Annotated in this window: 38 protein-coding genes; 1 reads left to right on the top strand and 37 read right to left on the bottom strand. The window is 68.0% G+C overall.

Annotation, left to right across the window (positions count from 1 at the left end):
- Positions 1-716: 716 nt before the first annotated feature.
- A complete protein-coding gene (locus AB0M54_RS25925; RefSeq protein WP_364474178.1) occupies positions 717-2,363 on the bottom strand; it encodes an ATP-binding cassette domain-containing protein in 1,647 nt (548 codons plus the stop codon).
- 32 nt (positions 2,364-2,395) lie between these two features.
- A complete protein-coding gene (locus AB0M54_RS25920; protein WP_364318503.1) occupies positions 2,396-3,004 on the bottom strand; it encodes a methyltransferase in 609 nt (202 codons plus the stop codon).
- Between the two features lie 96 nt (positions 3,005-3,100).
- Between AB0M54_RS25920 and AB0M54_RS25915 the strand changes: the two genes are divergently transcribed.
- Positions 3,101-3,940, top strand: a complete 840-nt coding sequence (locus tag AB0M54_RS25915) for a hypothetical protein (protein ID WP_364474177.1) — start codon at positions 3,101-3,103, stop codon at positions 3,938-3,940.
- Positions 3,941-4,073: 133 nt separating this feature from the next.
- Here AB0M54_RS25915 and truA read toward each other — a convergent pair whose 3' ends face one another.
- The 35 genes from truA to tuf all read right to left on the bottom strand — a co-directional run bounded on the left by truA (position 4,074) and on the right by tuf (position 24,333).
- The gene (truA, locus tag AB0M54_RS25910) at positions 4,074-4,880 is read right to left on the bottom strand and encodes a tRNA pseudouridine(38-40) synthase TruA (protein ID WP_364474243.1); all 807 of its coding nucleotides are present in this window, start codon (positions 4,878-4,880) and stop codon (positions 4,074-4,076) included.
- A gap of 149 nt (positions 4,881-5,029) precedes the next feature.
- The gene (gene rplQ, locus AB0M54_RS25905; protein ID WP_364318500.1) at positions 5,030-5,593 is read right to left on the bottom strand and encodes a 50S ribosomal protein L17; all 564 of its coding nucleotides are present in this window, start codon (positions 5,591-5,593) and stop codon (positions 5,030-5,032) included.
- A gap of 36 nt (positions 5,594-5,629) precedes the next feature.
- Positions 5,630-6,652, bottom strand: a complete 1,023-nt coding sequence (locus tag AB0M54_RS25900; protein ID WP_189079649.1) for a DNA-directed RNA polymerase subunit alpha — start codon at positions 6,650-6,652, stop codon at positions 5,630-5,632.
- 90 nt (positions 6,653-6,742) lie between these two features.
- Positions 6,743-7,369: a 30S ribosomal protein S4 gene (rpsD, locus tag AB0M54_RS25895; protein WP_364318498.1), complete on the bottom strand. Its 627-nt coding sequence runs from the start codon at positions 7,367-7,369 to the stop codon at positions 6,743-6,745.
- A 16-nt stretch (positions 7,370-7,385) separates the two neighbouring features.
- A complete protein-coding gene (gene rpsK, locus AB0M54_RS25890) occupies positions 7,386-7,793 on the bottom strand; it encodes a 30S ribosomal protein S11 (RefSeq protein ID WP_020513613.1) in 408 nt (135 codons plus the stop codon).
- 78 nt (positions 7,794-7,871) lie between these two features.
- A complete protein-coding gene (gene rpsM / locus AB0M54_RS25885; protein WP_364318496.1) occupies positions 7,872-8,252 on the bottom strand; it encodes a 30S ribosomal protein S13 in 381 nt (126 codons plus the stop codon).
- 154 nt (positions 8,253-8,406) lie between these two features.
- A complete protein-coding gene (gene rpmJ, locus AB0M54_RS25880) occupies positions 8,407-8,520 on the bottom strand; it encodes a 50S ribosomal protein L36 (protein WP_023358216.1) in 114 nt (37 codons plus the stop codon).
- Between the two features lie 29 nt (positions 8,521-8,549).
- Positions 8,550-8,771: a translation initiation factor IF-1 gene (gene infA / locus AB0M54_RS25875; protein ID WP_007073013.1), complete on the bottom strand. Its 222-nt coding sequence runs from the start codon at positions 8,769-8,771 to the stop codon at positions 8,550-8,552.
- Positions 8,772-9,008: 237 nt separating this feature from the next.
- Positions 9,009-9,491 (bottom strand): DUF1707 domain-containing protein, encoded by a 483-nt coding sequence (locus AB0M54_RS25870; protein ID WP_364474175.1) that lies wholly within the window; start codon positions 9,489-9,491, stop codon positions 9,009-9,011.
- Positions 9,492-9,533: 42 nt separating this feature from the next.
- The gene (locus tag AB0M54_RS25865; RefSeq protein WP_364474173.1) at positions 9,534-9,968 is read right to left on the bottom strand and encodes a DUF1707 domain-containing protein; all 435 of its coding nucleotides are present in this window, start codon (positions 9,966-9,968) and stop codon (positions 9,534-9,536) included.
- Positions 9,969-10,015: 47 nt separating this feature from the next.
- Positions 10,016-10,861, bottom strand: coding sequence for a type I methionyl aminopeptidase (gene map / locus AB0M54_RS25860; protein WP_364318492.1), 846 nt, complete (start codon positions 10,859-10,861; stop codon positions 10,016-10,018).
- A 3-nt stretch (positions 10,862-10,864) separates the two neighbouring features.
- Entirely contained in the window at positions 10,865-11,518 is a 654-nt protein-coding gene (locus AB0M54_RS25855) for an adenylate kinase (protein ID WP_364318490.1), read from the bottom strand.
- Between the two features lie 65 nt (positions 11,519-11,583).
- A complete protein-coding gene (secY, locus tag AB0M54_RS25850; RefSeq protein WP_364318488.1) occupies positions 11,584-12,930 on the bottom strand; it encodes a preprotein translocase subunit SecY in 1,347 nt (448 codons plus the stop codon).
- Between the two features lie 212 nt (positions 12,931-13,142).
- Complete coding sequence (gene rplO, locus AB0M54_RS25845) at positions 13,143-13,592, bottom strand: 50S ribosomal protein L15 (protein WP_364318486.1); 450 nt, start codon at positions 13,590-13,592, stop codon at positions 13,143-13,145.
- A complete protein-coding gene (gene rpmD, locus AB0M54_RS25840) occupies positions 13,592-13,774 on the bottom strand; it encodes a 50S ribosomal protein L30 (RefSeq protein WP_364318484.1) in 183 nt (60 codons plus the stop codon). The genes rplO and rpmD overlap by 1 nt, the downstream gene beginning before the upstream one ends.
- Positions 13,774-14,397: a 30S ribosomal protein S5 gene (gene rpsE, locus AB0M54_RS25835; protein ID WP_364318482.1), complete on the bottom strand. Its 624-nt coding sequence runs from the start codon at positions 14,395-14,397 to the stop codon at positions 13,774-13,776. The genes rpmD and rpsE overlap by 1 nt, the downstream gene beginning before the upstream one ends.
- A 12-nt stretch (positions 14,398-14,409) precedes the next feature.
- Positions 14,410-14,751, bottom strand: coding sequence for a 50S ribosomal protein L18 (gene rplR / locus AB0M54_RS25830; protein ID WP_364319031.1), 342 nt, complete (start codon positions 14,749-14,751; stop codon positions 14,410-14,412).
- A 50-nt stretch (positions 14,752-14,801) separates the two neighbouring features.
- A complete protein-coding gene (gene rplF / locus AB0M54_RS25825) occupies positions 14,802-15,341 on the bottom strand; it encodes a 50S ribosomal protein L6 (RefSeq protein WP_364318480.1) in 540 nt (179 codons plus the stop codon).
- A gap of 14 nt (positions 15,342-15,355) precedes the next feature.
- A complete protein-coding gene (gene rpsH / locus AB0M54_RS25820; RefSeq protein WP_364318478.1) occupies positions 15,356-15,763 on the bottom strand; it encodes a 30S ribosomal protein S8 in 408 nt (135 codons plus the stop codon).
- Positions 15,764-15,836: 73 nt separating this feature from the next.
- Positions 15,837-16,022, bottom strand: a complete 186-nt coding sequence (locus AB0M54_RS25815) for a type Z 30S ribosomal protein S14 (RefSeq protein WP_014440734.1) — start codon at positions 16,020-16,022, stop codon at positions 15,837-15,839.
- A gap of 2 nt (positions 16,023-16,024) precedes the next feature.
- Positions 16,025-16,594 (bottom strand): 50S ribosomal protein L5, encoded by a 570-nt coding sequence (gene rplE / locus AB0M54_RS25810; RefSeq protein ID WP_364318476.1) that lies wholly within the window; start codon positions 16,592-16,594, stop codon positions 16,025-16,027.
- Entirely contained in the window at positions 16,594-16,914 is a 321-nt protein-coding gene (gene rplX / locus AB0M54_RS25805; protein ID WP_364319029.1) for a 50S ribosomal protein L24, read from the bottom strand. Before rplX ends, rplE begins: the two co-directional genes overlap by 1 nt.
- Positions 16,911-17,279, bottom strand: a complete 369-nt coding sequence (rplN, locus tag AB0M54_RS25800) for a 50S ribosomal protein L14 (RefSeq protein WP_015619002.1) — start codon at positions 17,277-17,279, stop codon at positions 16,911-16,913. Before rplN ends, rplX begins: the two co-directional genes overlap by 4 nt.
- A 95-nt stretch (positions 17,280-17,374) precedes the next feature.
- On the bottom strand, positions 17,375-17,650 hold the full coding sequence (gene rpsQ, locus AB0M54_RS25795; RefSeq protein ID WP_364318474.1) for a 30S ribosomal protein S17: 276 nt from the start codon (positions 17,648-17,650) through the stop codon (positions 17,375-17,377).
- Positions 17,647-17,880 (bottom strand): 50S ribosomal protein L29, encoded by a 234-nt coding sequence (gene rpmC / locus AB0M54_RS25790; protein WP_364318472.1) that lies wholly within the window; start codon positions 17,878-17,880, stop codon positions 17,647-17,649. The genes rpsQ and rpmC overlap by 4 nt, the downstream gene beginning before the upstream one ends.
- On the bottom strand, positions 17,880-18,305 hold the full coding sequence (gene rplP / locus AB0M54_RS25785; RefSeq protein WP_285685166.1) for a 50S ribosomal protein L16: 426 nt from the start codon (positions 18,303-18,305) through the stop codon (positions 17,880-17,882). Before rplP ends, rpmC begins: the two co-directional genes overlap by 1 nt.
- 3 nt (positions 18,306-18,308) lie before the next feature.
- Positions 18,309-19,163: a 30S ribosomal protein S3 gene (rpsC, locus tag AB0M54_RS25780; protein WP_285685165.1), complete on the bottom strand. Its 855-nt coding sequence runs from the start codon at positions 19,161-19,163 to the stop codon at positions 18,309-18,311.
- Positions 19,163-19,618: a 50S ribosomal protein L22 gene (rplV, locus tag AB0M54_RS25775; RefSeq protein WP_364318470.1), complete on the bottom strand. Its 456-nt coding sequence runs from the start codon at positions 19,616-19,618 to the stop codon at positions 19,163-19,165. Before rplV ends, rpsC begins: the two co-directional genes overlap by 1 nt.
- A gap of 104 nt (positions 19,619-19,722) precedes the next feature.
- Entirely contained in the window at positions 19,723-20,004 is a 282-nt protein-coding gene (rpsS, locus tag AB0M54_RS25770) for a 30S ribosomal protein S19 (RefSeq protein WP_045745036.1), read from the bottom strand.
- A gap of 12 nt (positions 20,005-20,016) precedes the next feature.
- Positions 20,017-20,856 carry a 50S ribosomal protein L2 gene (gene rplB, locus AB0M54_RS25765; protein WP_364318467.1) on the bottom strand — a complete coding sequence of 280 codons (840 nt, stop codon included), beginning with the start codon at positions 20,854-20,856 and terminating at the stop codon, positions 20,017-20,019.
- 13 nt (positions 20,857-20,869) lie between these two features.
- Complete coding sequence (gene rplW, locus AB0M54_RS25760; protein WP_364318466.1) at positions 20,870-21,172, bottom strand: 50S ribosomal protein L23; 303 nt, start codon at positions 21,170-21,172, stop codon at positions 20,870-20,872.
- The gene (rplD, locus tag AB0M54_RS25755) at positions 21,169-21,816 is read right to left on the bottom strand and encodes a 50S ribosomal protein L4 (RefSeq protein WP_364318464.1); all 648 of its coding nucleotides are present in this window, start codon (positions 21,814-21,816) and stop codon (positions 21,169-21,171) included. The genes rplW and rplD overlap by 4 nt, the downstream gene beginning before the upstream one ends.
- Complete coding sequence (gene rplC, locus AB0M54_RS25750; protein ID WP_364318462.1) at positions 21,813-22,463, bottom strand: 50S ribosomal protein L3; 651 nt, start codon at positions 22,461-22,463, stop codon at positions 21,813-21,815. Before rplC ends, rplD begins: the two co-directional genes overlap by 4 nt.
- Positions 22,464-22,474: 11 nt before the next feature.
- On the bottom strand, positions 22,475-22,783 hold the full coding sequence (gene rpsJ, locus AB0M54_RS25745; protein ID WP_007073037.1) for a 30S ribosomal protein S10: 309 nt from the start codon (positions 22,781-22,783) through the stop codon (positions 22,475-22,477).
- 356 nt (positions 22,784-23,139) lie between these two features.
- Positions 23,140-24,333 carry an elongation factor Tu gene (gene tuf, locus AB0M54_RS25740; protein ID WP_364318460.1) on the bottom strand — a complete coding sequence of 398 codons (1,194 nt, stop codon included), beginning with the start codon at positions 24,331-24,333 and terminating at the stop codon, positions 23,140-23,142.
- Between the last annotated feature and the right edge of the window lie 108 nt (positions 24,334-24,441).

Below are 24,441 nucleotides of genomic sequence, written 5' to 3'. Positions count from 1 at the left end.
CTAGCGCGTCGTTCGCAACCCATCGATGGCAGGCTTTGACACCGGTGCGATACTGGTCTCTGTGCTGCGCCGTTACTCCGACGCCTGGTTCGCTGCGGCGGCACGCCGCAAAGCCGGGCACAGTGAGGCGCGATTCCCGCGCCGGCGCAGAGGATTGATGCCGATTCGCTGGTACCACGGCATCTTCCAGTTGACCGGCCGACACCTGCGGTTACCCGCCGCACGCGGCGGCCCGCCCCTTGTCGTACGCCTGGATCGAACCGTGCCATACCCGGCGGAAGCCATTCGGGCGGTCACGTTGCTCTACGCCGATGGCCGACTTCACATCGACGTGACCGCAGAGCTACCCGTCGCCACTCATCCGCACGGCGGTCGGCCTGACTCCGGCCGGGTCGCCGGTGTCGACCTGGGAATCATTCATCCTTTCGCCGCCGCCACTACCGACGGGCACCACAGCACTGCTGGTGTCTGGGCGTGCAATCCGCGCCGAACACCGGCTTCACCTGGCCGACACCAAAGCTCGACGCCGCGCCACCGCGCGCCGAGCGCCCAGCAAAGGACAACGCGGTTCGCGCAGGTGGCGTAAAGCCCGCCGCCGGGCCCGGCTGGTCGAGGGCCGCTCCACCAGCACGGCTACAGGTGGGGAGTCGCTCGCCCACGCTCGTGGACGAGGATCCACATTGTCACCGAACCGGTTGACATTGGTGGACACCGCACTAGCGCACGTCCCACACCGGCGCGGGGGTCTCGACGACCTCGCCGTCGGCCTGGAAGAGGATGAAACGGTCGAAGCCCCTGGTGAACCAGCGGTCGTGGGTGACCGCGATGACCGTGCCCTCGAAGGCTGACAGGCCCTCCTCGAGCGCCTCGGCCGAGGCCAGGTCGAGGTTGTCGGTCGGCTCGTCGAGCAGCAGCACCGTGGCGCCGGACAGTTCCAGGAGCAGCACCAGGAACCGGGCCTGCTGGCCGCCGGAGAGGGTCCCGAACCGCTGGTCGCCCTGGCCGGACAGCTCGTACCGGTTCAGCGCCTTCATCGCGCCGGCCCGGTCCATGCCGGAGCGGTGGTCGTCGCCGCGCCAGAGGATCTCGACCAGCGTACGGTCGAGCAGTTCCGGCCGGTCGTGGGTCTGTGAGAAGTGGCCGGGCCGCACCCGGGCGCCGAGCCGGGCCACACCGGAGTGGGCGACGTGCGCGAGCGGCGCCCCGTCGACCGGCTTGTTGTCCGCGTCGGGCGAGGAGCCGCCGGCCGCCAGCAGCCGCAGGAAGTGTGACTTGCCGGTGCCGTTGGCGCCGAGCACCGCGACCCGGTCGCCGTACCAGATCTCCAGGTCGAACGGGAACGTCAGGTTCTCCAGTTCCAGCGACTCGCACATGACAGCCCGCTTACCGGTACGCCCGCCGCGCAGGTTCATCCGCAGCGACTGCTCCTTGGGCGGCAGCGGCGGCGGTCCCGCCTCCTCGAACTTGCGCAGCCGGGTCTGCGCCGCCTGGTAGCGCGACGCCAGCCCGTCGTTGAACGTGGCCTTCTGCTTGAGCGTGAAGACGAGTTCGCGCAGCTTCTCGTGTTCCTCGTCCCAGCGCCGGCGCGATTCGAGCAGCCGGTCGTGCCGGTCGGCGCGGGCCTCGTGCCAGGAGGCGAACCCGCCCGGGTGGGTCCATGAACTGCCGCCCTCGACCGCGACGACCCGGCCGGCGGTCTGGTTGAGCAGCTCACGATCGTGCGAGACGTAGAGCACCGACTTGGGCGACTCCTTCAACCGCGCCTCCAGCCACCGTTTGCCGGGCACGTCCAGGAAGTTGTCCGGCTCGTCGAGCAGCAGCACCTCGTCGCGGCCGCGGAGCAGCAGGTCGAGGGCGAAGCGTTTCTGCTGGCCGCCGGAGAGGGTGCGGACGGGCCGGTCGCGCACCTCGTCCCACGGCTTGTGGAGGATCGCCACGGCGACGGTGTCGAAGAGCACCTCGGCGTCGTACCCGCCGGCCTCACCCCAGTGCGCGAGCGCGTTCGCGTACGCCAATTGGGATTTCTCCGACTCGCCGAGCGCCGCCGCGGCGGCCGCGAGTCTCTCTCCGGCCTCGCGCAGGGGTGGTTCGACCAGCGAAAGAGCAAGATCATGCAGGGTACGGTCGTCGCCGATCATGCCGATGAACTGGCGCATCACGCCCAGCCCGCCGGAGCGCGCGACGACGCCGGTCTGGGTCGGCAGGTCACCGGCCACCATCCGGAGCAACGTGGTCTTGCCGGCGCCGTTGGGCCCGACGAGCGCGATCTTGGCGCCCTCGCCCACCCGGAACGACACGTCGGAGAACAGCTCGCGCCCGTCCGGCAGCACGAAGCCCACCCCGGCGACATCCACGTAACCCATGCCCGGCATCCTCCCTGGTCGCGGCGGTTCGGTCAGGTGGTTTTCCGGGTCACGCGTAGCACTCGGAAGCCCTTCTGGCTGGCCTTACGCTCGACCGCCCAGCCGCCGTCGACGAGCCAGGTGTGCAGCGAATCACCACCGAGGTGTCGGTTGATCACCAGCCAGGCCACGCCGTCGGGGGCGAGCCGGGGCAGCCAGCGCTCCAGGATGGCGTGCAGCTCGGCCTTGCCGACGTGGGTGGGCGGGTTGCTCCAGATCTGCGCGAACGTCACGTCGGCCGGGAGGTCGTCCGGACCGCCGACGGTGACGCGCAGTTCGAGCCGCTCGGCGTTGGCCTTGGTCAGGTCGCGGGCGCGGGCGTTGACGTCGACCGCGTACACGTCGGCCGCCGGCGCCTCGCCGGCCAGCACGCACGCGATCGGCCCGTAGCCGCACCCCAGGTCGAGAAGGGCGCCGGTGGTCGCCGCGGTGGGCAGGTCACTCTTCTTCAGGAGTACGGACGTGCCGGCGTCGAGCCGTGTGGCGGAGAACACTCCGCTCGCCGAGGTGAGGCGGTAGGAGCGTCCCTTGATCGCGAACTCGACCTCGATCGGCCGGGCCGGCGCGCTCGGGTCGGCGGTGAAGTAGTGCTCGGTGCTCACGCCTTTCATCATCCTCCCGCGAACGGGCGTCAGGCTGCCGGGGTGGCGCACAGCCAGTGCGTTCATCGATTTCCGTGCGCTTCTAGCCTCACCTGCATGCTGCACGCATCCGCGTCCCGGGCCACCCACCGCCGGATGGCCACCCCGGGCGGCCTGACCGTGCTGGTCCGCTCGGTGGTCGCACCGACGCCGGGCCTGCACCGGCAACCGTCCGTGCGGCCGTGGGCGCTGCGCGAGCCGCAACGGGCGATGCACCTGCTGATGACCGGCCTGGGCGCCCTGATCATGCTGAGCATCTGCGGGTTGAGCAGCTTCTTCGTGATCGCCGACGAGCGCCGCGGGCTGGGCGCCGCGGACACCGGCACGATGGCGGCCGAGTCGCCGTACTCGATCAGCTCCCGCAACCTCGACCCGGAGCCGCTGAGCATGGCCGAGGTCTTCTCCGGCAGCACCGTGCAGATGAAGGCCGGCGACGCGCCCTACCGGGTGGAGATGACGCACATCGACAACGTCTGTGAGACCGCGACAACCGGTGCGGTCGGCCGGCTGATCCATGACGCGGGCTGCACCCAGGTGGTACGCGCGTCGCTGACCGCGCCCTACGGCGGCTACCAGGTGACGGCCGGCGTCTTCAACCTGACCGACGCCACGTCGGCCGCCCGCACCGCCGATCAGGTCCGCGCCCTGGTCGAGTCGGGCGACGGCAGCTTCGCCGCGCTGGCCGCCGGCGCCGCGCCCGGCAGCGATCCGCAGGCCCGCCCCGACTCACAGGTCGGCTGGCACGACCGCGGCCACTACCTGGTCTATTGCGTGATCTCCCGCCCCGACAACACCCCGATCGCCCCGGACGACCGGTACGCCGGCCAGATCACCGCCGACCTCCTGGAGACCTACCTGGCCGGCGAGGTGATCGGCGCCCGGGCCCTCAACCTGTGACGCGTATAGGTGCGCAGAGGTGCTCTGCGCACCTATACGCAACAGCCCAGCGTGTGGTGGGTGGGCGGCGCCTCGCGGGCTCGGCGTGAGCGCGGCGTGTCGCGGATCGGGCGCCGCAACGGCGTGTCGCCGGTCAGGCGCGGAGGCGGCGGGTCGCGTCGGCGCGCGCGGCGTAGTCGGTCTCGGCGGGGTAGCCGACCTCGACCAGCGTGAGCCCGTGGGCCGGGGCCACGGTCACCGAGCTCGACCGTTCCCGCAACGTCAGCAGCGACCCCGGCCAGTCCGGCTCGCGGCGCCCGTCGCCCACGCTGAGCATCGCGCCGACCAGGCTGCGCACCATCGCCTGGCAGAACGCGTCGGCCTGCACGGTCGCCACGGCCACCCCGTCCGCGGCGCGGTGCCAGTCGAGGTGGGTGATCGCGCGGATGGTGGTCGCGTTCTCCTTGCGTTTGCAGTACGCCGCGAAGTCGTGCTCGCCGACCAGCCAGGCCGCCGCCTCCCGCAGCCGGTCCAGGTCGAGCGGCCGCCCCCAGCCGAGCGTGTCCCGCCGCCGCAGCGGTTCCGCCCCCCACACCCGATCAGCGACCCGATACTCGTACCGCCGATAGGTGGCCGAGAACCGGGCGTCGAAGGTGGACGGCACCGGCGTCACGGCCCGCACCCGCGCATCCGGCGGCATCAACGCCGCGAGGCGCCGCAGCAGCGATGCCTCGAGTTCCGAGAAGGTCGCGGCGGGCAGCTCGATGTGACACACCTGCCCGGTGGCGTGCACGCCGGCATCGGTCCGCCCGGCCACCGTGAGACCCAAAGGGCTATCCACGCCAACCAAGGTCTCGAGCGCGGTGACGAGGACGCCGGCAACTGTCCGCTGCGACGGTTGAACCGCCCACCCCGAAAAATCGGTGCCGTCGTACGAAACGTCCAGCCGAAGCCGGACCACATCGTCCGACCCGGATGGTTGAGTTACGGCCTCGACCACGACGAACCTCTCCACTGAGCCAGTGCACTTCCGGGGCGCGCGTACCCACAAAGAAGTAAGCCCGGCACCCCCACCAACAGTGAGCGCGCCGGGCTTAAATCTCAGAAAAACTACTTGGCGGTTTCGTCTTCGCCTTCGGCCTTGTCGCCGGGGCCCTCGGCACCCTTGTCGCCGGAAGCGTTCACCGGCGGCTCCGAGTCCTGGTCGGACGACACGGCAGGAGCGTCATCCTCGCGGGCCAGGGCCTCGACCTTGTCCTGCTGCGCGGCCTTGCGGGCCGCCGTCTTCTTGGCCGGCGCGGTGGTGGCCGCCACCGCGAGCTCCTCGACCAGCTCGATGACGGCCATCGGAGCGGCGTCACCCTTACGGATCCCGGTCTTGGTGATGCGGGTGTACCCACCCGGCCGGTTGCCGTACCGCGGAGCGATCTGCTCGAACAGCTGGTAGACGACGTCCTTGTCCTTCACCACGGTCAGGACGCGGCGGCGGGCGTGCAGGTCGCCGCGCTTGGCCTTGGTGATGAGCTGCTCGGCCAGCGGACGCAGGCGCCTGGCCTTCGTCTCGGTGGTCTTGATCTTCCCGTGCCGGAAGAGCTCCGTGGCCAGGTTCGCCAGCAGCCGCTTCTCGTGCGCCGGGCTACCGCCGAGGCGGGGACCCTTGGTGGGCGTGGGCATTTCTGATGCTCCTTGGTAGGTGCCGCGCAGCTGGGATTAGAGCTGCTCGGTCTCGCGGTAGTCGTCGGTGTCGTAGTCCACGTCGCCGAACGAGTCCACGACGTGCGCGGGGTCGAAGGACGGCGCGCTGTCCTTGAGGCCCAGGCCCATGCCGGCGAGCTTCATCTTGACCTCGTCGATGCTCTTCTGACCGAAATTCCTTATATCCAGAAGGTCGGCCTCCGTACGCCCTATCAACTCGCCCACCGTGTTGATGCCCTCGCGCTTGAGGCAGTTGTACGACCGGACGGTGAGGTCCAGCTCCTCAATGGGCAGGGCCAGGTCGGCGGCCAGCTGAGCATCCTGCGGGGACGGGCCGATGTCGATGCCCTCGGCGGTCTCGTCCAGCTCACGGCACAGGCCGAAGAGCTCGACCAGGGTGGAGCCGGCCGAGGCCAGCGCGGTCCGCGGCGAGATCGACGCCTTCGACTCGACGTCGATGATCAGGCGGTCGAAGTCGGTGCGCTGCTCGACCCGGGTCGCCTCGACGCGGTAGGTCACCTTCATGACCGGCGAGTAGATCGAGTCGACCGGGATCCGGCCGATCTCGGCGCCCGCGTTCTTGTTCTGCGCCGCCGTGACGTAGCCACGTCCACGCTCGACGGTCAGCTCCATGTCGAGCCGGCCCTTGCTGTTCAGCGTGGCCAGCTTCAGGTCCGGGTTGTGCACCGAGACACCGGCCGGGGGCTGGATGTCGCCCGCGGTGACGTCGCCCGGGCCCTGCTTGCGCAGGTACATGCTGACCGGCTCGTCGTGCTCGGAGCTGACGGTGAGGTCCTTGACGTTCATGACCAGCTCGACCACGTCCTCCTTGACACCGGGGATCGTGGTGAACTCGTGCAGGACGCCGTCGATCTTGATGCTGGTCACGGCCGCGCCCGGGATGGACGACAGCAGGGTGCGACGCAGCGAGTTGCCGAGGGTGTAGCCGAAGCCCGGCTCGAGGGGCTCGATGGTGAACCGGGAGCGGGTCTCGCTGAGCGACTCTTCCGAGAGGCTCGGACGCTGGCTGATGAGCACGCGTTTCTTCTTTCTGTCAGGGCATCCGCTATATGACGCCCGTCTTCTCATGAAGGGATGCCGGCCGTGTGGCCGGCATCCCCGGGAGCGCTACTTGGAGTAGAGCTCGACGATCAGCTGCTCCTGGACCTGCGTGTCGATGACAGCGCGGGCCGGGAGCGAGTGGATCAGGATCTTCATCTCGCTCGGGATGGGCTCGAGCCACGCCGGCGTGGGGCGGGAACCCGCCTGCGCCTGCGCGACCACGAACGGCGTCATGGCACGGGACTTCTCCCGGACCTGGACGATGTCGTGGTCCTTCACCCGGTACGACGGGATGTCGACCTTGTGCCCGTTGACCACGATGTGGCCGTGCTTGACGAGCTGGCGGGCCATGTCGCGGGACGCGGCGTAGCCGGCCCGGTAGACCACGTTGTCGAGACGGGACTCGAGGATCTGGAGCAGCACCTCACCGGTCTTGCCGGGCTTGGTGACGGCCTCCTCGTAGTAACCGCGGAACTGCTTCTCCAGCACGCCGTAGGTGCGGCGGGCCTTCTGCTTCTCGCGGTGCTGCAGGAGGTACTCGGTCTCCTTCGTACGACCACGGCCGTGCTGGCCGGGCGGGAAGGGACGCGACTCGAACGGGCACTTCGGCCCGTCGCACTTGCTGCCCTTGAGGAACAGCTTCATCTTTTCGCGGCGGCAGCGCTTGCAGTCCGCACCTGTGTAACGAGCCATCTTCTCTCTCTATCCCTCAGACCCGGCGACGCTTCGGCGGACGGCATCCGTTGTGCGGCTGCGGCGTGACGTCGGCGATCTGACCGACCTCGAGGCCGGCGGCCTGCAGCGAACGGATCGCGGTCTCCCGGCCGGAGCCGGGTCCCTTGACGAACACGTCGACCTTGCGCATGCCGTGCTCCATGGCGCGGCGCGCGGCAGCCTCCGCGGCGAGCTGCGCCGCGAACGGGGTCGACTTGCGGGAGCCCTTGAAGCCCACCTGGCCCGAGGAGGCCCAGGAGATGACCGCACCGGTCGGGTCGGTGATCGACACGATGGTGTTGTTGAAGGTGCTCTTGATGTGCGCCTGCCCGTGGGCGACGTTCTTGCGTTCCTTGCGCCGGACCTTCTTGACGGCGGCCCCAGCGCGTGCCTTCGGTGGCATAAGTCTTTTGCGCTCCTACTGAGTACTGGGAGATGGGCCGAGTCACGCGGACCGTGCCCACCAATTCCGATTTAGGCCTTACTTCCGACCGGGCTTCTTCTTACCGGCAACCGTGCGCTTCGGGCCCTTGCGCGTGCGCGCGTTGGTCCGGGTGCGCTGACCGCGAACGGGGAGACCCCGGCGGTGGCGGATGCCGGCGTAGCAGCCGATCTCGACCTTGCGGCGGATGTCCGCGGCGACCTCGCGGCGCAGGTCGCCCTCAACCTTGAAGTTGGCCTCGATGTAGTCGCGGAGCTGGACCAGCTCCTCTTCCGTGAGGTCCTTGGCACGCTTGTTCACGTCGATGCCGGTCGCGGTCAGTGCCTCGACCGAGCGGGTCCGGCCGACCCCGAAGATGTAGGTGAGCGCGATCTCCATCCGCTTTTCGCGGGGAAGATCGACGCCGACGAGTCTTGCCATGTGCGGGCGAGCTCCTCAGATGTCTCGGAGGTCTGTGCCCGATCCGTCCCGCCTGCCCGGGCGGGCCCCGGCCTCCGACCGAGGGTGTAGCCGCACATCATTGCCGTAACTCATGACGACCGCGGCTGGAACGAGCTTGTTCTGGTGGTAGGCGTCAGCCCTGGCGCTGCTTGTGGCGCGGGTCGTCGCAAATGACCATGACCCGGCCGTGCCGGCGGATGACCCGGCACTTGTTGCAGATCCGCTTGACGCTCGGCTTGACCTTCACGGTTTGCCTTGTCTTTCAGACGGGTGGTGTCACTTGTAGCGGTAGACGATGCGCCCACGGGTGAGGTCGTACGGCGAGAGCTCGACGACAACCCTGTCCTCGGGAAGGATGCGAATGTAGTGCTGCCGCATCTTGCCGGAGATGTGTGCCAGTACCTTGTGACCGTTCGCCAGCTCAACGCGGAACATGGCGTTGGGCAGGGGCTCGATCACGCGGCCCTCGATCTCGATGGCTCCGTCTTTCTTTGGCATGTCCTCCGCTACCTGACATCAGATTTCCTGGACTAGCTCGCAGTGCCACCCGACCGTAGGGAGAGTTCCCGAAGATCGGCCCAGCCGCGGCTCCCGCGATCCTCGAAGCGCTGAGGACATGCAAGAGTGGACGCTGCGCGCCAGCTAGCCAGTGTACGCGCGCCCATGCATCGACACCAAACCGAGGTCCCCCACACCCGGGGTCGGGTGTGTCGCCGCGCCGCAAAAGCGACAAACCTACTCGTCGAGCTCCTTGCGCTCGCGCTTCTGCTCCTTCTTGAGCTTCTTGCGCTCGTTCTTGGCGTGCCACTTCCGGGGCTCGTCGTTGCTCAGGCCGGAAATGGTCTGCCACACCAGGATGACGCCCCACGGCCCGGCCACCCAGAGCGGCCAGAAGAAGCCCCAGTCGCCGTCGACGCCCGCCAGCACCCAGATCGCCACGCAGATGCCGACCGCGGTGACGTACTCGTCCCAGACGTGGATCAACCAGCGCCGGGTCAGATCTCCGTCGACCTTCGGCGCCACCGGCGTCGCCGTCACCACCATCGGCAGGTCGGTCGTCAGCCGTTCCAGCTCGCCGTAGGTCTTGGCCGAATAGGTCTGCTGCAGGCGGTCGTCGTATTCGTGGAGGTCGAGGCGGCCCTCGTCGAGCGCGGCGCGAAGGCGCTCGGCCACCTGCTGACGGTCCGCGTCGGCGGCGCGTATCTCGTCGGAGGCCATACGAACCATTCTGTCAAAGCCGCTCCGCTGCGACGACCCCGATCAGCGGCGCCGGCGGTCGCGGCCACGGCCCGGACGCCCGGACGCGTTGCCGATCAGGCCGAAGATCAGCGGGATCAACATCCAGGCCGGCCAGGGATAGATGAAGCGGCCGCTGGTCAGGCTCGTGGTGGCCCAGATGACGACACACACCGCGACGACGCCCGCGTATCCCTTGAGCCAGGGCGCGCGTTCCGGAGCTTCCTGGGGCGGCTGAGCGGCGGCGGCCGGCTGAACCTGGCTCTTCTCCAGCGGAACGGTGCCGGGCAGGTCGTCGGTCAGGCCATCGAGATCCGCGTACGTCTTCGCGGCCAGCGCCCGCTGCAGACGCTCGTCGTACTCGTGCAGGTCGAGGCGGCCGTCGTCGAGGGCCTCCTTGAGCCGCGCCGCCACCGCATCACGGTCGCCGTCGCCGGCCCGCATCTCCGCTCGATCCATGACCGTCAGCATGCTCCCCGGACAAAGGATCGGCCAGACCGGTGTCCCTAGCCGGTCAGGGCGGGCTGGCGAGCCGTTACCAGCTCGCCCAGGCGGGCCCGGCCGCCGTCGACCGCGGTGGTCACCCACACGCCGTCGTCGCAGAGCGCCATCGTGTGTTCCACGTGCGCCGCGACCGAGGTGTCCCGGGTCACCACGGTCCAGCCGTCGGCCAGTTCCAGGGTTCGCGGCGAGCCCATCGTGATCATCGGCTCGATGGCGAGGGCCATGCCGACCACCAGCCGCGGGCCCTTGCCCGGCTTGCCGTGGTTGAGCACGTGTGGATCCATGTGCATCTCGGTGCCGATGCCGTGGCCGCCGTAGCCGTCGACGATGCCGTACCGACCGGCCTTTCTGATCGACCTCTCGATGTTGAACGAGATGTCGGTCAGCCGGCCCCGGCCGTTGGCCACACCGCGCGCCGCGGCGGCGATGCCCGCCCACATGGCGTCTTCGGCCACCTCGGCCAGCTTGAGCAGCTTGGGGTCGGTCTCGCCCACGCCCACGGTGATCGCCGAGTCGCCGTGCCACCCGTGCAGGATCGCGCCGCAGTCCAGCGAGAGCAGGTCGCCCTCCTTGAGCACCTGCCCGGCGGACGGGATGCCGTGCACCACCTGCTCGTTCACCGACGCGCAGATGGAGGCCGGGAAGCCGTGGTAGCCCTTGAACGACGGGATCGCCCCGGCGTCCCGGATCACCTGCTCGGCGATCGCGTCGAGCTCGCCCGTGGACACACCGGGCCGCACCGCCTCGCGCATCGCGGCCAGCGCGGCGGCGACCACCAGGCCGGCGCCGCGCATCAACTCGATCTGCTCAGGGGTCTTCAGCTGGATGTCCAGCTGCTGGCGGGGCATTGCTCAGCCTCCGTACGACCGAAGCGCCTCGATGGCGCGCACTGTCACGTCCTCCACCGGCCCGGTGGCGTCTATCCCGACCAGCTTGCCCTGCGCGCCGAAGAAGTCGACCAGCGGCGCCGTCTTGTCGGTGTATTCCACCAGGCGCGCGGCGATCGTGTCGGCCTTGTCGTCGTCGCGCTGGAACAGCTCGGAGCCGCACCGGTCGCAGATGTTGTCCTTGCTGGTCGGGTCGAACTCGACGTGCCAGATCTTGCCGCAGCCACGGCAGGTGCGCCGGCCGGAAAGGCGCCGGATCACCTCGTCGTCGTCGACCACGAGCTCCATCACCAGGTCGAGCGCGGTGCCGAGGTCGGCGAGCAGCTTGTCCAGCGCGGAGGCCTGCGGAACCGTGCGGGGGAAGCCGTCGAGCAGGAAGCCGTCGCCCGCGTCGGGCTCGGCCAGGCGGTCGCGGACCATGTTGATGGTCACCTCGTCGGGAACGAGGTGACCCGCGTCCATGTAACGCTTGGCCTCCACGCCGAGCGGCGTGCCCTGCGAGACGTTGGCCCGGAAGATGTCCCCGGTCGAGATCTTCGGTACGGCGAGATGGGCGGCGATGAACTCAGCCTGGGTCCCCTTGCCGGCCCCGGGAGGGCCCACCAGTACCAGCCGCACCTACATCGCCTCGCTTCGGTGAGAACCGACCGACCCCGCGAGAGCCCCCCGGCTCCGCGCCCCCACTACCGGAGGAACCCTTCGTAGTTTCGCTGCATCAGCTGGCTCTCGATCTGCTTCACGGTCTCCAGGCCCACACCAACCATGATCAGCACTGCGGTACCACCGAACGGGAAGTTCTGGTACTGCGACTGATTGAGCCAGATGAAGAAGAAGTTCGGCAGCACCGAGATCAGACCCAGGTACAGGGCGCCCGGGAGGGTGATCCGGCTGAGGATGAAGTCGAGGTAGTCGGCGGTCGGCTTGCCCGGGCGGATACCCGGGACGAAACCACCGTACTTCTTCATGTTCTCCGCGACCTCGGTCGGGTTGAACGTGATCGACACGTAGAAGTACGTGAAGAAGATAATCATGAGGAAGTAGACGGCGATGTACAGCCAGCTCGTCGGGTCGGCCAGCCAGTTCTGGATCCACTGCTGGTAACCCTTGAGGTTGTTCGGGTCGAAGAACTGCAGGTACAGCTGCGGCAGGTAGAGCAGCGAGGAAGCGAAGATCACCGGGACCACACCGGCCTGGTTGACCTTGAGGGGGATGTAGGTCGAGGTGCCGCCGTACATCCGGCGGCCGATCATGCGCTTCGCGTACTGCACCGGGATGCGGCGCTGAGCCTGCTCGATGAAGACGACCGCGGTGATGACGATCAGCACCAGGGCGATGACCAGCAGGAACTTGGCGACGCCGTTGCTCTCCTTGATCGTCCAGCCCTCGCCGGGGAGGCGGGCGGCGATCGAGGTGAAGATCAGGACGGACATGCCGTTGCCGACGCCACGGTCGGTGATGAGCTCGCCGAGCCACATGACCACACCGGTGCCGGCGGTCATCGTGAGCACCAGGACGGCCAGCGTGAGCCACGTCGGGATGCCGGTGTTCTCGGGGATGATCTGGAAGTTCGCCTGGTCCTGCGGGCACTGGTTGGCGAACAGCTGGCCGGTGCGGGCCAGGGCCACGAAGGCCGAGGACTGCAGGATGGCCAGGCCCAGGGTCAGGTACCGGGTGTACTGCGTGATCTTGGCCTGACCGGACTGGCCTTCCTTGCGCAGCTGCTCGAGCCGCGGGATGACCACCGTCAACAGCTGCAGGATGATCGACGCGGTGATGTACGGCATGATGCCGAGCGCGAAGACCGAGAGCTGGAGAAGGGCGCCGCCGGAGAAGAGGTTGAGCAGCGTGAGCACGCCGCCGGCCTCGCCGGACTGGTCGAGGGTGTCCAGACAGTTCCGGACGTTCGTGTAGGAGACGCCGGGGCTGGGCAGGGTCGCACCGAGCCGGTACACCGCAATGATCGCTACTGTGAACAGCAGTTTCTTGCGCAGGTCAGGCGTACGGAACGCACTGGCAAAGGCGGAGAGCAACTTCTTCCTCCTGCGCGAGGTCACCGCCGGTCTGGCGGACGAGGTGGTTCGGTCCGGACGACCGATGTTCTTAGCTGGGATCGGACTCTAACAGTCGTGAACGCCTGCGGTCAGTCACGGTGGCCTCATCGGCCCCGAGGTGCATCAGACGTCACAAAGGGGATGCTGCCCGGGCGCCACTCTCGGCGCCCGGGCGAGCACCCCCACAAGCTTCACAGCTCGGTGGTGGACCCGCCGGCGGCTGCGATCTTCTCCTTGGCCGACTCGCTGAAGGCGTGCGCCTTCACGGTCAGCTTGACGCCGTTGAGGTCGCCGGAGCCGAGCACCTTGACCGGCTGGTTCTTGCGAACCGCGCCGGCCTCGGTCAGCTCGGCCGGGCCGATCTCGCCGCCGTTGGGGAACAGCTCGGCGAGCCGGTCCAGGTTGACGACCTGGAAGACGACCTTGTTCAGGGGCTTGTTCTTGAGCCCCTTCATCTTCGGCAGGCGCATGTGGATGGGCATCTGCCCACCCTCGAACGCCGCGGAGACGTTCTTCCGCGCGCCGGTGCCCTTGGTACCGCGACCGGCGGTCTTGCCCTTGGAGCCCTCACCACGACCGACACGGGTCTTGGCGGTCTTGGCGCCGGGCGCGGGGCGCAGGTGGTGGACCTTGATCGGCATTACTCGACCTCCTCGACGTTCACCAGGTGGCTCACGGCGAAGATCATGCCCCGGATCTCGGGCCGGTCCTCCTGGACCACTACATCGTTGATCCGCTTCAGGCCGAGCGACCGCAGGGAGTCCCGCTGGTTCTGCTTACGCCCGATGGCGGACCGGGTCTGGGTGACCTTCAAACGGGCCATCAGCGCACCGCCGCTTCCGCCCGCGACGCGAGCATGGCCGCCGGGGCGACGTCCTCGACCGGCAGGCCACGGCGAGCCGCGACCATCTCCGGCGATTCCAGGCCCTTGAGCGCGGTCACCGTCGCGTGCACGATGTTGATCGGGTTCGACGACCCCAGGCTCTTGCTGAGGACGTCGTGGATGCCCGCGCACTCCAGCACGGCACGCACCGGGCCACCGGCGATGACGCCGGTACCGGCGGACGCCGGCTTGAGGAGCACGACACCCGCGGCGGCCTCGCCGGTGATCGGGTGCGGGATCGTGGCGCCGATCCGGGGCACCTTGAAGAAGTGCTTCTTGGCCTCCTCGACGCCCTTGGCGATCGCCGCGGGCACCTCCTTGGCCTTGCCGTATCCGATGCCGACGGTGCCGTCTCCGTCACCGACGATCACCAGGGCGGTGAAGCTGAAGCGACGACCACCCTTCACGACCTTCGCGACACGGTTGATCGCGACCACCCGCTCGAGGTGGGGAGTCTTCTCGGCGGGCGCGTTGCCGCGACCGCCCTCACGGCGGTTGTCCCGGCGGCCGCCACCTTCGTTGTTGCCGCCGGACCCGCCGCCACGGCGCTGCTGACCAGGCATTGGTATTCCTTCCTAGAACTCGAGTCCGGCTTCGCGGGCAGCGTCGGCCAGCGCGGCGATTCGCCCCGCGTACCGGTTGCCACCGCGGTCGAAGACGACCTTGGACAGTCCAGCGGCCTTGGCCCGCTCGCCGAGAAGAGCGCCGACCTTGCCGGCCAGGGCGCTCTTGTCGCCCTCGGTGCCCCGCAGGGAGGCGTCGAGGGTCGAGGCGGAGACCAGCGTGTGGCCCTGAAGATCGTCGATGATCTGCGCGGTGATGTGCCGCGAGGAACGGGTGACGACCAGGCGCGGGCGCTCGGCGGTGCCGCGGACGTTCTTGCGGACCCGGAAGTGCCGGCGCGCCTTCCCGACGATCCGCTTCGCGGCGGCTCCGCCACCGTTGCGGCGCTTGAGGAGCGTGGCGGTCACTTCTTACCTGCCTTTCCAGCCTTGCGGCGGATGACCTCGCCCTGGTACTTGACGCCCTTGCCCTTGTAGGGCTCCGGCGGGCGGATCTTCCGGATGTTCGCGGCGACCTCGCCGACCAGCTGCTTGTCGATGCCCGAGACGGTGAACTGCGTCGGCCGCTCCACCGAGAAGGTGATGCCGGCCGGCGCGGGCACCGGGACCGGGTGGGAGAAGCCCAGGGCGAACTCGAGGTCCTTGCCCTTGGCGGTCACGCGGTAACCGGTGCCGTTGATCTCCAGCGTCTTCTTGTAGCCCTCGGTGACGCCGACGATCATGTTGGCGACCAGGGTACGCGACAGGCCGTGCAGTTCCTTGGCCCGGCGCTCGTCGTTCGGGCGGTTGACGTGCAGCTCACCGTCCGCCTGCTCGACCGTGATCGGCTCGGCGACGGTGTGCGAGAGCTCGCCCTTGGGGCCCTTGACCTTGACGGTCCGGCCCGTGATCGTGATGTCGACGCCGGAAGGGACCGGGATCGACTTGCGTCCGATTCGCGACATGTCAGGTTCTCCCGTTACCAGACGTAGGCGAGGACTTCCCCGCCAACGCTCCGCTTGCGGGCCTGCCGGTCGGTCAGCAGCCCCTGTGACGTCGAGATGATCGCGACGCCCAGGCCACCGAGCACCCGGGGGAGCTCGTCGGACTTCGCGTACACCCGGAGGCCGGGCTTGGACACTCGCTTGATGCCGGCGAGGCTGCGCTCACGGCTCTGGCCGTACTTCAGCTCAACGACCAGGCGCTTGCCGACTGCGCCTTCCTCGGGGTCCTCCGACGACCAGGAGGCGATGTAACCCTCGGCCTTGAGGACCTCGGCGATGTTCGCCTTGATCTTCGAGAAGGGCATCGTCACCTTGTCGTGGTACGCCTGGTTGGCGTTACGCAGACGCGTGAGCATGTCTGCGATCGGGTCCGTCATCGTCATGGGTATTCGTCAACCTTTCTCGCCGGGGTTCCCCGTGGGTTCAGGGCCTACGGCGAAGCGGTATTGCTCTTGGTTACCAGGAAGCCTTCGACACGCCGGGGAGCTCACCGCGGTGGGCCATGTCCCGCACGCAAACCCGGCACAGGCCGAACTTGCGGTAGACCGAGTGCGGGCGACCGCACTTCTGGCACCGGGTGTATGCCCGCACGGCGAACTTCGGCTTCGCGGCCGCCTTGATGATCAGCGCCTTCTTAGCCATGCTCAGTTCTCCTTGAACGGGAAGCCCAGGAGCTTGAGCAGCGCCCGGCCCTCGTCGTCGGTCGTGGCGGTGGTTACCACGGTGATGTCCATGCCCCGGGTGCGATCGATCTTGTCCTGGTCGATCTCGTGGAACACCGACTGCTCGGTCAGGCCGAACGTGTAGTTGCCGTGCCCGTCGAGCTTGCGCCCGTCCAGGCCGCGGAAGTCACGGATACGCGGCAGCGCGATCGACAGCAGCCGGTCCAGGAACTCCCACATCCGGTCGTTGCGAAGGGTGACCTTCGCGCCGATCGGCATGCCCTCGCGGAGCTTGAACTGCGCGATGGACTTGGTGGCCCGGCGGATCAGCGGCTTCTGACCGGTGATCGTGGTCAGGTCACGGACCGCGCCGTCGATCAGCTTGGCGTCCCGGGCAGCCTCGCCGACACCCATGTTCACCACGACCTTGACCAGGCCGGGGATCTGCATCGGGTTGCCGTACTTGAACTGCTCCTGCAACGAGGAGATGACCTCGCTGCGGTACTTCTGCTTGAGCCGGGGCAGGGTCTTGGTCTCGGTGGCTGCGGTCATCACAGGTCCTTACCGTTGCTACGCGCGATACGGACCTTCTGGCCGTTGTCGTCGACGCGGTAACCGACGCGGGTCGGCTTGCCGTCCGAGTCCAGGATCTGCACGTTCGAGATGTGGATCGCGGCTTCCTGCGTGACGATGCCGCCCGTCTTGGCGCCGCGCTGCGTCGTGCGGATGCGCTCGTGCTTCTTGATGCGGTTCACGCCCTCGACCAGGACCTTGTCACGCGTCGGGTAGGCCGCGATGACCTTGCCCTTGGCGCCCTTGTCCTTGCCGGCGATGACGACGACCGTGTCGCCCTTCTTGATCTTCACGGTCAGAGCACCTCCGGCGCCAGGCTGATGATCTTCATGAACCGCTTGTCGCGCAGCTCACGGCCGACCGGGCCGAAGATGCGCGTACCGCGGGGGTCCCCGCCGTCCTTGATGATGACGGCGGCGTTCTCGTCGAAGCGGATGTACGAGCCATCCGGACGGCGCTTCTCCTTGGCGGTGCGGACGATGACCGCCTTGACGACGTCACCCTTCTTCACACCCGCGCCCGGGATGGCGTCCTTGACCGTGGCCACGATCACATCGCCGATGCTCGCGTAGCGGCGACCGGAGCCACCGAGCACGCGGATGCACAGGATCTCCCTGGCACCCGTGTTGTCAGCGACGCGGAGTCGCGACTCCTGCTGAATCACGTCTGTCTCCTATGTCTGCCAGTTCTCCGACGCCGGAGCGGTCGGAGCTTGGCGGAACGATGGTCCGCCGGGCCGGTGGAGCCGGCCCGGCGTACTCACTTGGCCTTTTCGAGGATCTCCACGATCCGCCAGCGCTTGGTGGCGGACAGCGGACGCGTCTCCATGATCGAGACCCGGTCGCCGGTGCCGCACGCGTTCTGCTCGTCGTGCACCTTCAGCTTGCGGGTCCGACGGAGCACCTTGCCGTAGAGGGCGTGCTTGACGCGGTCCTCAACCTCGACGATGACGGTCTTGTCCATCTTGTCGCTGACCACGAGCCCCTCGCGCACCTTGCGCCGGGGCCGCGCGGTAGCGGTGGTGTTGTCACTCATGCGGTCACCTCATCCGGCGCGACCGAGAGGCCCAGCTCCCGCTCACGCATGATCGTGTAGATCCGGGCGATGTCCTTGCGGACCACCTGGAGCCGGCGGTGGTTGTCCATCTGGCCGGTAGCGCCCTGCACACGGAGATTGAACAGCTCCGCCTTGGCCTCCCGCAGCTTCGTGACCAGCTCCTCGTCGGAGAGGTCGCGCAGCTCGGCTGCCTTAACGCCCGCTGCCATCAGCTCTCCACTCCTTCGCGTGTCACGATGCGGCACTTCATCGGAAGCTTGTGGATCGCGCGGCGCATCGCCTCGCGGGCCACAGTCTCGTTCGGGAACGACATCTCGAACAGGATCCGGCCCGGCTTGACGTTGGCCACCCACCACTCGGGCGAGCCCTTACCGGAACCCATCCGGGTCTCGGCGGGCTTCTTGGTCAGCGCCTGGTCGGGGAAGATCGAGATCCAGACCTTGCCACCACGCTTGATGTGGCGGGTCATCGCGATACGAGCCGACTCGATCTGCCGGTTGGTCACGTAGGCCGGCTCCAGCGCCTGGATACCGAACTCGCCGAAGACCACCCGATTGCCGCCCTTGGACGCGCCGTGGCGGTCCGGGTGGTGCGGCTTGCGGAAGCCCTTCGGGGGCTTGCGCGGCATCAGCATGTGTCAGCCCTCCTTCGGCTGCGGGTCGGCGACGGCCGGCGCCGCAGCGACGGCCGCGTCAGAGGTCGACTCACCGGTCGGGGTGTCGCCACCGCGAGACTGAGCGGCGGCGCGGCCGGCCTCGGTGCCGCCCGCGGTCGTGCCGGACGAACCGGAACGGCCACGACGGGCGGGACGCTCGGCGCGGTCCCGGCGCGGACGGGCGGGCGCCTCCTGCACGGCCTCGCGGCCGGCGACGGCGTCGCCCTTGTAGATCCACACCTTCACGCCGATGCGACCGAACGTGGTACGGGCCTCGAAGAAGCCGTACTCGATGTTCGCGCGCAGCGTGTGCAGCGGGACGCGACCCTCACGGTAGAACTCCGTGCGGCTCATCTCCGCGCCGCCGAGACGGCCGGAGACCTGCACCCGGATGCCCTTGCAGATCGGGTTCTTCATGGCCGACTGCATGGCCTTGCGCATCGCGCGGCGGAAGCTGACCCGGCTGGACAGCTGCTCGGCCACCGCCTGGGCGACCAGCTGCGCGTCCGACTCCGGGTACTTGACCTCGAGGATGTTCAGCTGGACCTGCTTGCCGGTCAGCTTCTCGAGCTCGCCGCGGATACGGTCGGCCTCCGCGCCCTTACGGCCGATGACGATGCCCGGCCGGGCGGTGTGGATGTCGACGCGAACCCGGTCCCGGGTCCGCTCGATGTCCACCTTGGAGATGCCGGCGCGCTCCAGGCCCTTGGACATCATCCGGCGGATCTTGACGTCCTCGCCGATGTAGTCCTTGTAGAGCTTGTCCGCGAACCAGCGGCTCTTCCAGTCGGTGGAGATGCCGAGGCGGAATCCGGTGGGGTGAACTTTCTGACCCATTACTCGGTGTCCTCCGTGGTCTCGGCCTTCTGCGGCTCGACGGCCGGCTCGGCCTTCTTGGCCGGTGCGGCCTTCTTGGCCGGACGGGCCACTTGGACCGCCTCGACCGCGATGGTGATGTGGCAGGTGCGCTTGCGGATCCGGTACGCCCGGCCCTGCGCCCGCGGCCGGAACCGCTTGAGCGTCGGACCCTCGTCGACGAACGCCTCACTCACCAGGAGCGCGTCCGGGTCGAGTCGCTCGTTGTTCTCCGCGTTCGCAATCGCGCTGGCCAGCACCTTGTAGACCTGCTCGCTCGCAGCCTGGGGCGCGAACTGCAGGACGGTGAGAGCCTCCTTCGCGGGCAGACCGCGGACGAGGTTGACCACCCGGCGCGCCTTGTTCGGCGAGATGCGCACGTGCCGCGCAACCGCCCGCGCGCCCGGAAGCACCGGAGCGTCGCCCTTGACTGGCATCGCTGTAGCTCCTAAATCCTCTTTATCCGTGAATCTTCGACCATTGTTCGGCCGGATCTTTCGGGTTAACTGCCGGGACGCGGGACGCGGCCGAACAATAGTCGTTAGCGGCGACGGCTCTTGCGGTCGTCCTTCTCGTGACCCTTGAACGTACGGGTCAGAGCGAACTCGCCGAGCTTGTGGCCGACCATGGCCTCGGTGACGAACACCGGGACGTGCTTACGTCCGTCGTGCACGGCGATCGTGTGCCCGAGCATGTCGGGAATGATCGTCGAGCGTCGCGACCAGGTCTTGATGACGTTCTTCGAGTTCTTCTCGTTCTGGACTTCCACCTTCTTGAGGAGGTGGTCGTCGATGAACGGGCCCTTCTTCAGGCTGCGAGGCATCTTCTACTCCCGTTACCCGCGCTTGCGGGTGGCGTAGCGGCGGCGAACGATCAGCTTGTCGCTCGGCTGGCCCTTGCGACGGGTACGGCCCTCAGGCTTACCCCCCGGGTTCACCGGGTGACGACCACCCGAGGTCTTACCCTCACCACCACCGTGCGGGTGGTCGATCGGGTTCATGGCGACACCACGGACGGTCGGGCGCTTGCCCTTCCACCGCATGCGGCCGGCCTTGCCCCAGTTGATGTTCGACTGGTCGGCGTTACCGATCTCGCCGACGGTGGCGCGGCAGCGCACGTCGACGCGACGGATCTCGCCGGAGGGCATACGCAGCGTGGCGTAGACACCCTCGCGACCGAGCAACTGGATGCCGACGCCGGCCGAACGGGCCAGCTTGGCGCCACCGCCGGGACGAAGCTCCACGTTGTGGACCGTCGTACCGACCGGGATGTTGCGGAGCGGCAGGTTGTTACCCGGCTTGATGTCCGCGCCCACGCCGGACTCGACCGGGTCACCCTGCTTGAGGTCCTTCGGCGCGATGATGTAGCGCTTCTCGCCGTCGATGTAGTGCAGCAGAGCGATGCGGGCGGTCCGGTTCGGGTCGTACTCGATGTGCGCGACCTTGGCCGGCACGCCGTCCTTGTCGTTGCGGCGGAAGTCGATCAGCCGGTACTGCCGCTTGTGGCCACCGCCCTGGTGCCGCGTGGTGATGCGACCGTGGACGTTGCGGCCACCCTTCTTGGGCAGCGGAGCCAGCAGGCTCTTCTCCGGCGTGGACCGGGTGATCTCGGCGAAGTCCGAGACGCTCGAGCCACGACGACCGGGAGTCGTCGGCTTGTACTTACGGATAGGCATGAGTCATAACCCCTTAGCTGACCGGTCCGCCGAAGGCGTCGATCCGGTCGCCTTCCGCCAGCTTGACCATCGCGCGCTTGGTGGCCTTGCGCTGCCCGAAGCCGGTCCGGGTGCGCTTGCGCTTGCCCTCGCGGTTCGCCGTGTTCACGGTCAGCACGCGGACGTCGAAGATCTGCTGGATCGCGATCTTGATCTGCGTCTTGTTGGCGTTCGGGTCGACCAGGAACGTGTACCAGTTCTGGTCGAGAACGCTATAGCTCTTCTCCGAGATCACGGGCGCGAAGATGATGTCCCGCGGGTCGGCGATCGTGGTCACTTGTCCCCCTCCCCGGAGGTCTCGGTCCGGCCGAGGAACTCGTCGAGAGCCGCCTTGGTGAAGACGACCTCGTCGGCGACCAGCACGTCGTACGTGTTCAGCTGACCCGCCTCGAGCAGGTGCACGCCGGCGTCGTTGCGGAGCGAGTACCACGCGACGTGGTCCTCGGAGTCCAGGACGACGAGCACCTTGACGCTCTGGGTCGCCTTGCGCAGCACGGCGACGGCGGTCTTGGTGGACGGGGTGTCGCCGTCGATGAACGACTCGACCACGTGCACCCGACCCTCACGGGCCCGGTCGGAGAGGGCGCCACGCAGGGCGGCGGCCTTCATCTTCTTGGGCGTCCGCTGGCTGTAGTCGCGGGGCAGCGGGCCGTGCACCACGCCACCGCCGGCGAACTGCGGTGCGCGGATCGAGCCCTGGCGGGCACGACCGGTGCCCTTCTGCTTGTACGGCTTCTTGCCGCCGCCGGCGACCTCGCCGCGCGTCTTGGCCTTGTGCGTGCCCTGCCGGGCGGCCGCGAGCTGGGCCACCACGACCTGGTGCATCAGCGGGATGTTGGCCTGCACGTCGAAGACGCTGTCGGGCAGATCGACCGAACCGGTCTTCTCGCCCTTGGCGTTGATCACGTCGACCGAGCTCATTCCGCACCGCCCTTCTTGGCCGCGGTGCGGACCAGGATCAGCGCGCCCTTGGGGCCGGGAACGGCGCCCTTGACGAGGATGATGTTGTTCTCGGTGTCGACCGCCTGCACCGTGAGGTTCTGCACGGTGAAGCGCCGGCCACCCATCCGACCGGCCATCCGCACGCCCTTGAAGACGCGACCCGGGGTCGCGCAGGCGCCGATGGAGCCGGGCGAGCGGTGCTTGCGCTCGACACCGTGGCTGGCCTTCAGACCGTGGAAGCCGTGCCGCTTGATGACACCGGCGTAGCCCTTGCCCTTGGTCTTGCCGGTGACGTCGATCGGCGTGCCGACCGGGAACGTCTCGACCGTGACCTCCTGGCCGAGCTCGTACTCACCGGCGTCGGTGGTACGCAGCTCGACGACGTGCCGCCGCGGCGACACGTTGGCCTTCGCGAAGTGGCCGCTCTTCGGCTTGCTCACCTTGCGCGGGTCGATGGCGCCGTACGCCAGCTGGACCGCGGCGTAGCCGTCGGCCTCGGGGGTGCGGACCTGGGTCACCACGCATGGGCCGGCCTGCACCACAGTGACCGGGACAACCTTGTTGTTGTCCCAGACCTGGGTCATGCCGAGCTTGGCGCCCAGAATGCCCTTCACTTGCCTGTCCATGATCGCGATCCCTACAGCTTGATCTCGATGTCGACGCCAGCCGGCAGGTCGAGACGCATGAGCGAGTCGACCGTCTTCGGAGTCGGGTCGATGATGTCGATCAGACGCTTGTGCGTGCGCATCTCGAAGTGCTCGCGCGAGTCCTTGTACTTGTGCGGCGAACGGATCACGCAGAAACGGTTGATCTCCGTGGGCAGCGGCACCGGGCCAGCAACCTGAGCACCGGTACGCGTCACCGTCTCGACGATCTTCCGCGCCGAGGAGTCGACTACCTCGTGGTCATAGGCCTTGAGCCGGATGCGGATCTTCTGTCCCGCCATGGTGGCTTCTGTTTCCTTCTCTCGATGCCGCTACGTGCGAAGGCCATCCTTCGCCTGTTTGTCCGACCCCCGCGGTCGGGCGTGTCGCAATTACCGACGTACTACAGCGACTTCCCAAAACCCTTGGAGCGGGGGATCGGGGTGCCGGTGGCCATAGAACACACCGGACACCCGGCGAGGGTGACCAGTTGCCTGAGGCATCTGGCCACCCCGCGCGGACGCAACCTGACTAGTATGCCGTATCGAGCGCGGCGATGCTAATCGGGGTCACCTTCGAGAGTTATTCACGACCTACCGGGAGTCCCGATCGGCCTTGGCGAGGGCACTTGGCCTTCACCGGCGTGAATAATTCTCGATCAGACGTTGATCTTCGTGACCGTGCCGGCGCCGACGGTGCGGCCACCCTCGCGGATCGCGAACTTCAGGCCCTGGTCCATGGCGATCGGCTGGATCAGCTTGACCGACATGCTGGTGGAGTCGCCCGGCATGACCATCTCGGTGCCCTCGGGCAGCGTGACGACGCCGGTGACGTCCGTGGTGCGGAAGTAGAACTGCGGGCGGTAGTTCTGGAAGAACGGGGTGTGCCGGCCGCCCTCCTCCTTGGAGAGGATGTAGACCTGGCCCTCGAACTCCGTGTGCGGGGTCGCCGAGCCGGGCTTGACCACGACCATGCCGCGCTCGACGTCCTCGCGCTTGATGCCGCGGAGCAGGAGACCGACGTTCTCACCCGCGCGGGCCTCGTCGAGCAGCTTGCGGAACATCTCGATGCCGGTGCAGACGGTCTTCGTCGACTTCTCGCGGATGCCGACGATCTCGACCTCCTCGTTCGGCTTCAGGATGCCGCGCTCGGCGCGACCCGTCACCACGGTGCCACGACCGGTGATCGTGAAGACGTCCTCGATGGGCATGAGGAACGGCTTCTCGGTGTCACGCTCGGGCTGCGGGATCGCGGTGTCGACCGCGTTCATCAGCTCCATGAGCTTCCCGGTCCACTCGGCGTCGCCCTCGAGCGCCTTGAGCGCCGAGACGCGCACGACCGGCAGGTCGTCGCCCGGGAACTCGTAGGTGCTGAGCAGCTCGCGAACCTCGAGCTCGACGAGCTCCAGGAGCTCCTCGTCGTCCACCATGTCGCTCTTGTTCAGGGCGACGACGATGTACGGAACGCCGACCTGGCGGGCCAGGAGCACGTGCTCCTTGGTCTGCGGCATCGGGCCGTCGGTGGCGGCGACCACCAGGATCGCGCCGTCCATCTGCGCGGCACCGGTGATCATGTTCTTGATGTAGTCGGCGTGGCCGGGGCAGTCCACGTGCGCGTAGTGGCGCGACGCGGTCTGGTACTCGACGTGTGCGATCGAGATCGTGATGCCGCGGGCCTTCTCCTCCGGCGCCTTGTCGATCTCGTCGAACGGGGTGTACGGGTTCAGGTCCGGGTATTCGTCGTGCAGGACCTTAGTGATGGCCGCAGTCAGCGTCGTCTTACCGTGGTCGATGTGACCAATGGTGCCGATGTTGACGTGCGGCTTAGTCCGCTCGAACTTAGCCTTCGCCACTGGTGTCCTCCTGTGGACTTGGTTTCTTCTCGCCCGGCACGCCCGGTCAGGCGATGGGGACTCTGTCGACTGCTCGTGCGCGTGCGGCCCTCGACGGACCGCACGCGC

The organism is Actinoplanes sp. NPDC051470 (assembly GCF_040682035.1).
Classification (GTDB): Bacteria; Actinomycetota; Actinomycetes; order Mycobacteriales; family Micromonosporaceae; genus Actinoplanes.
This window is presented reverse-complemented; position numbering and strand designations above follow the sequence as displayed.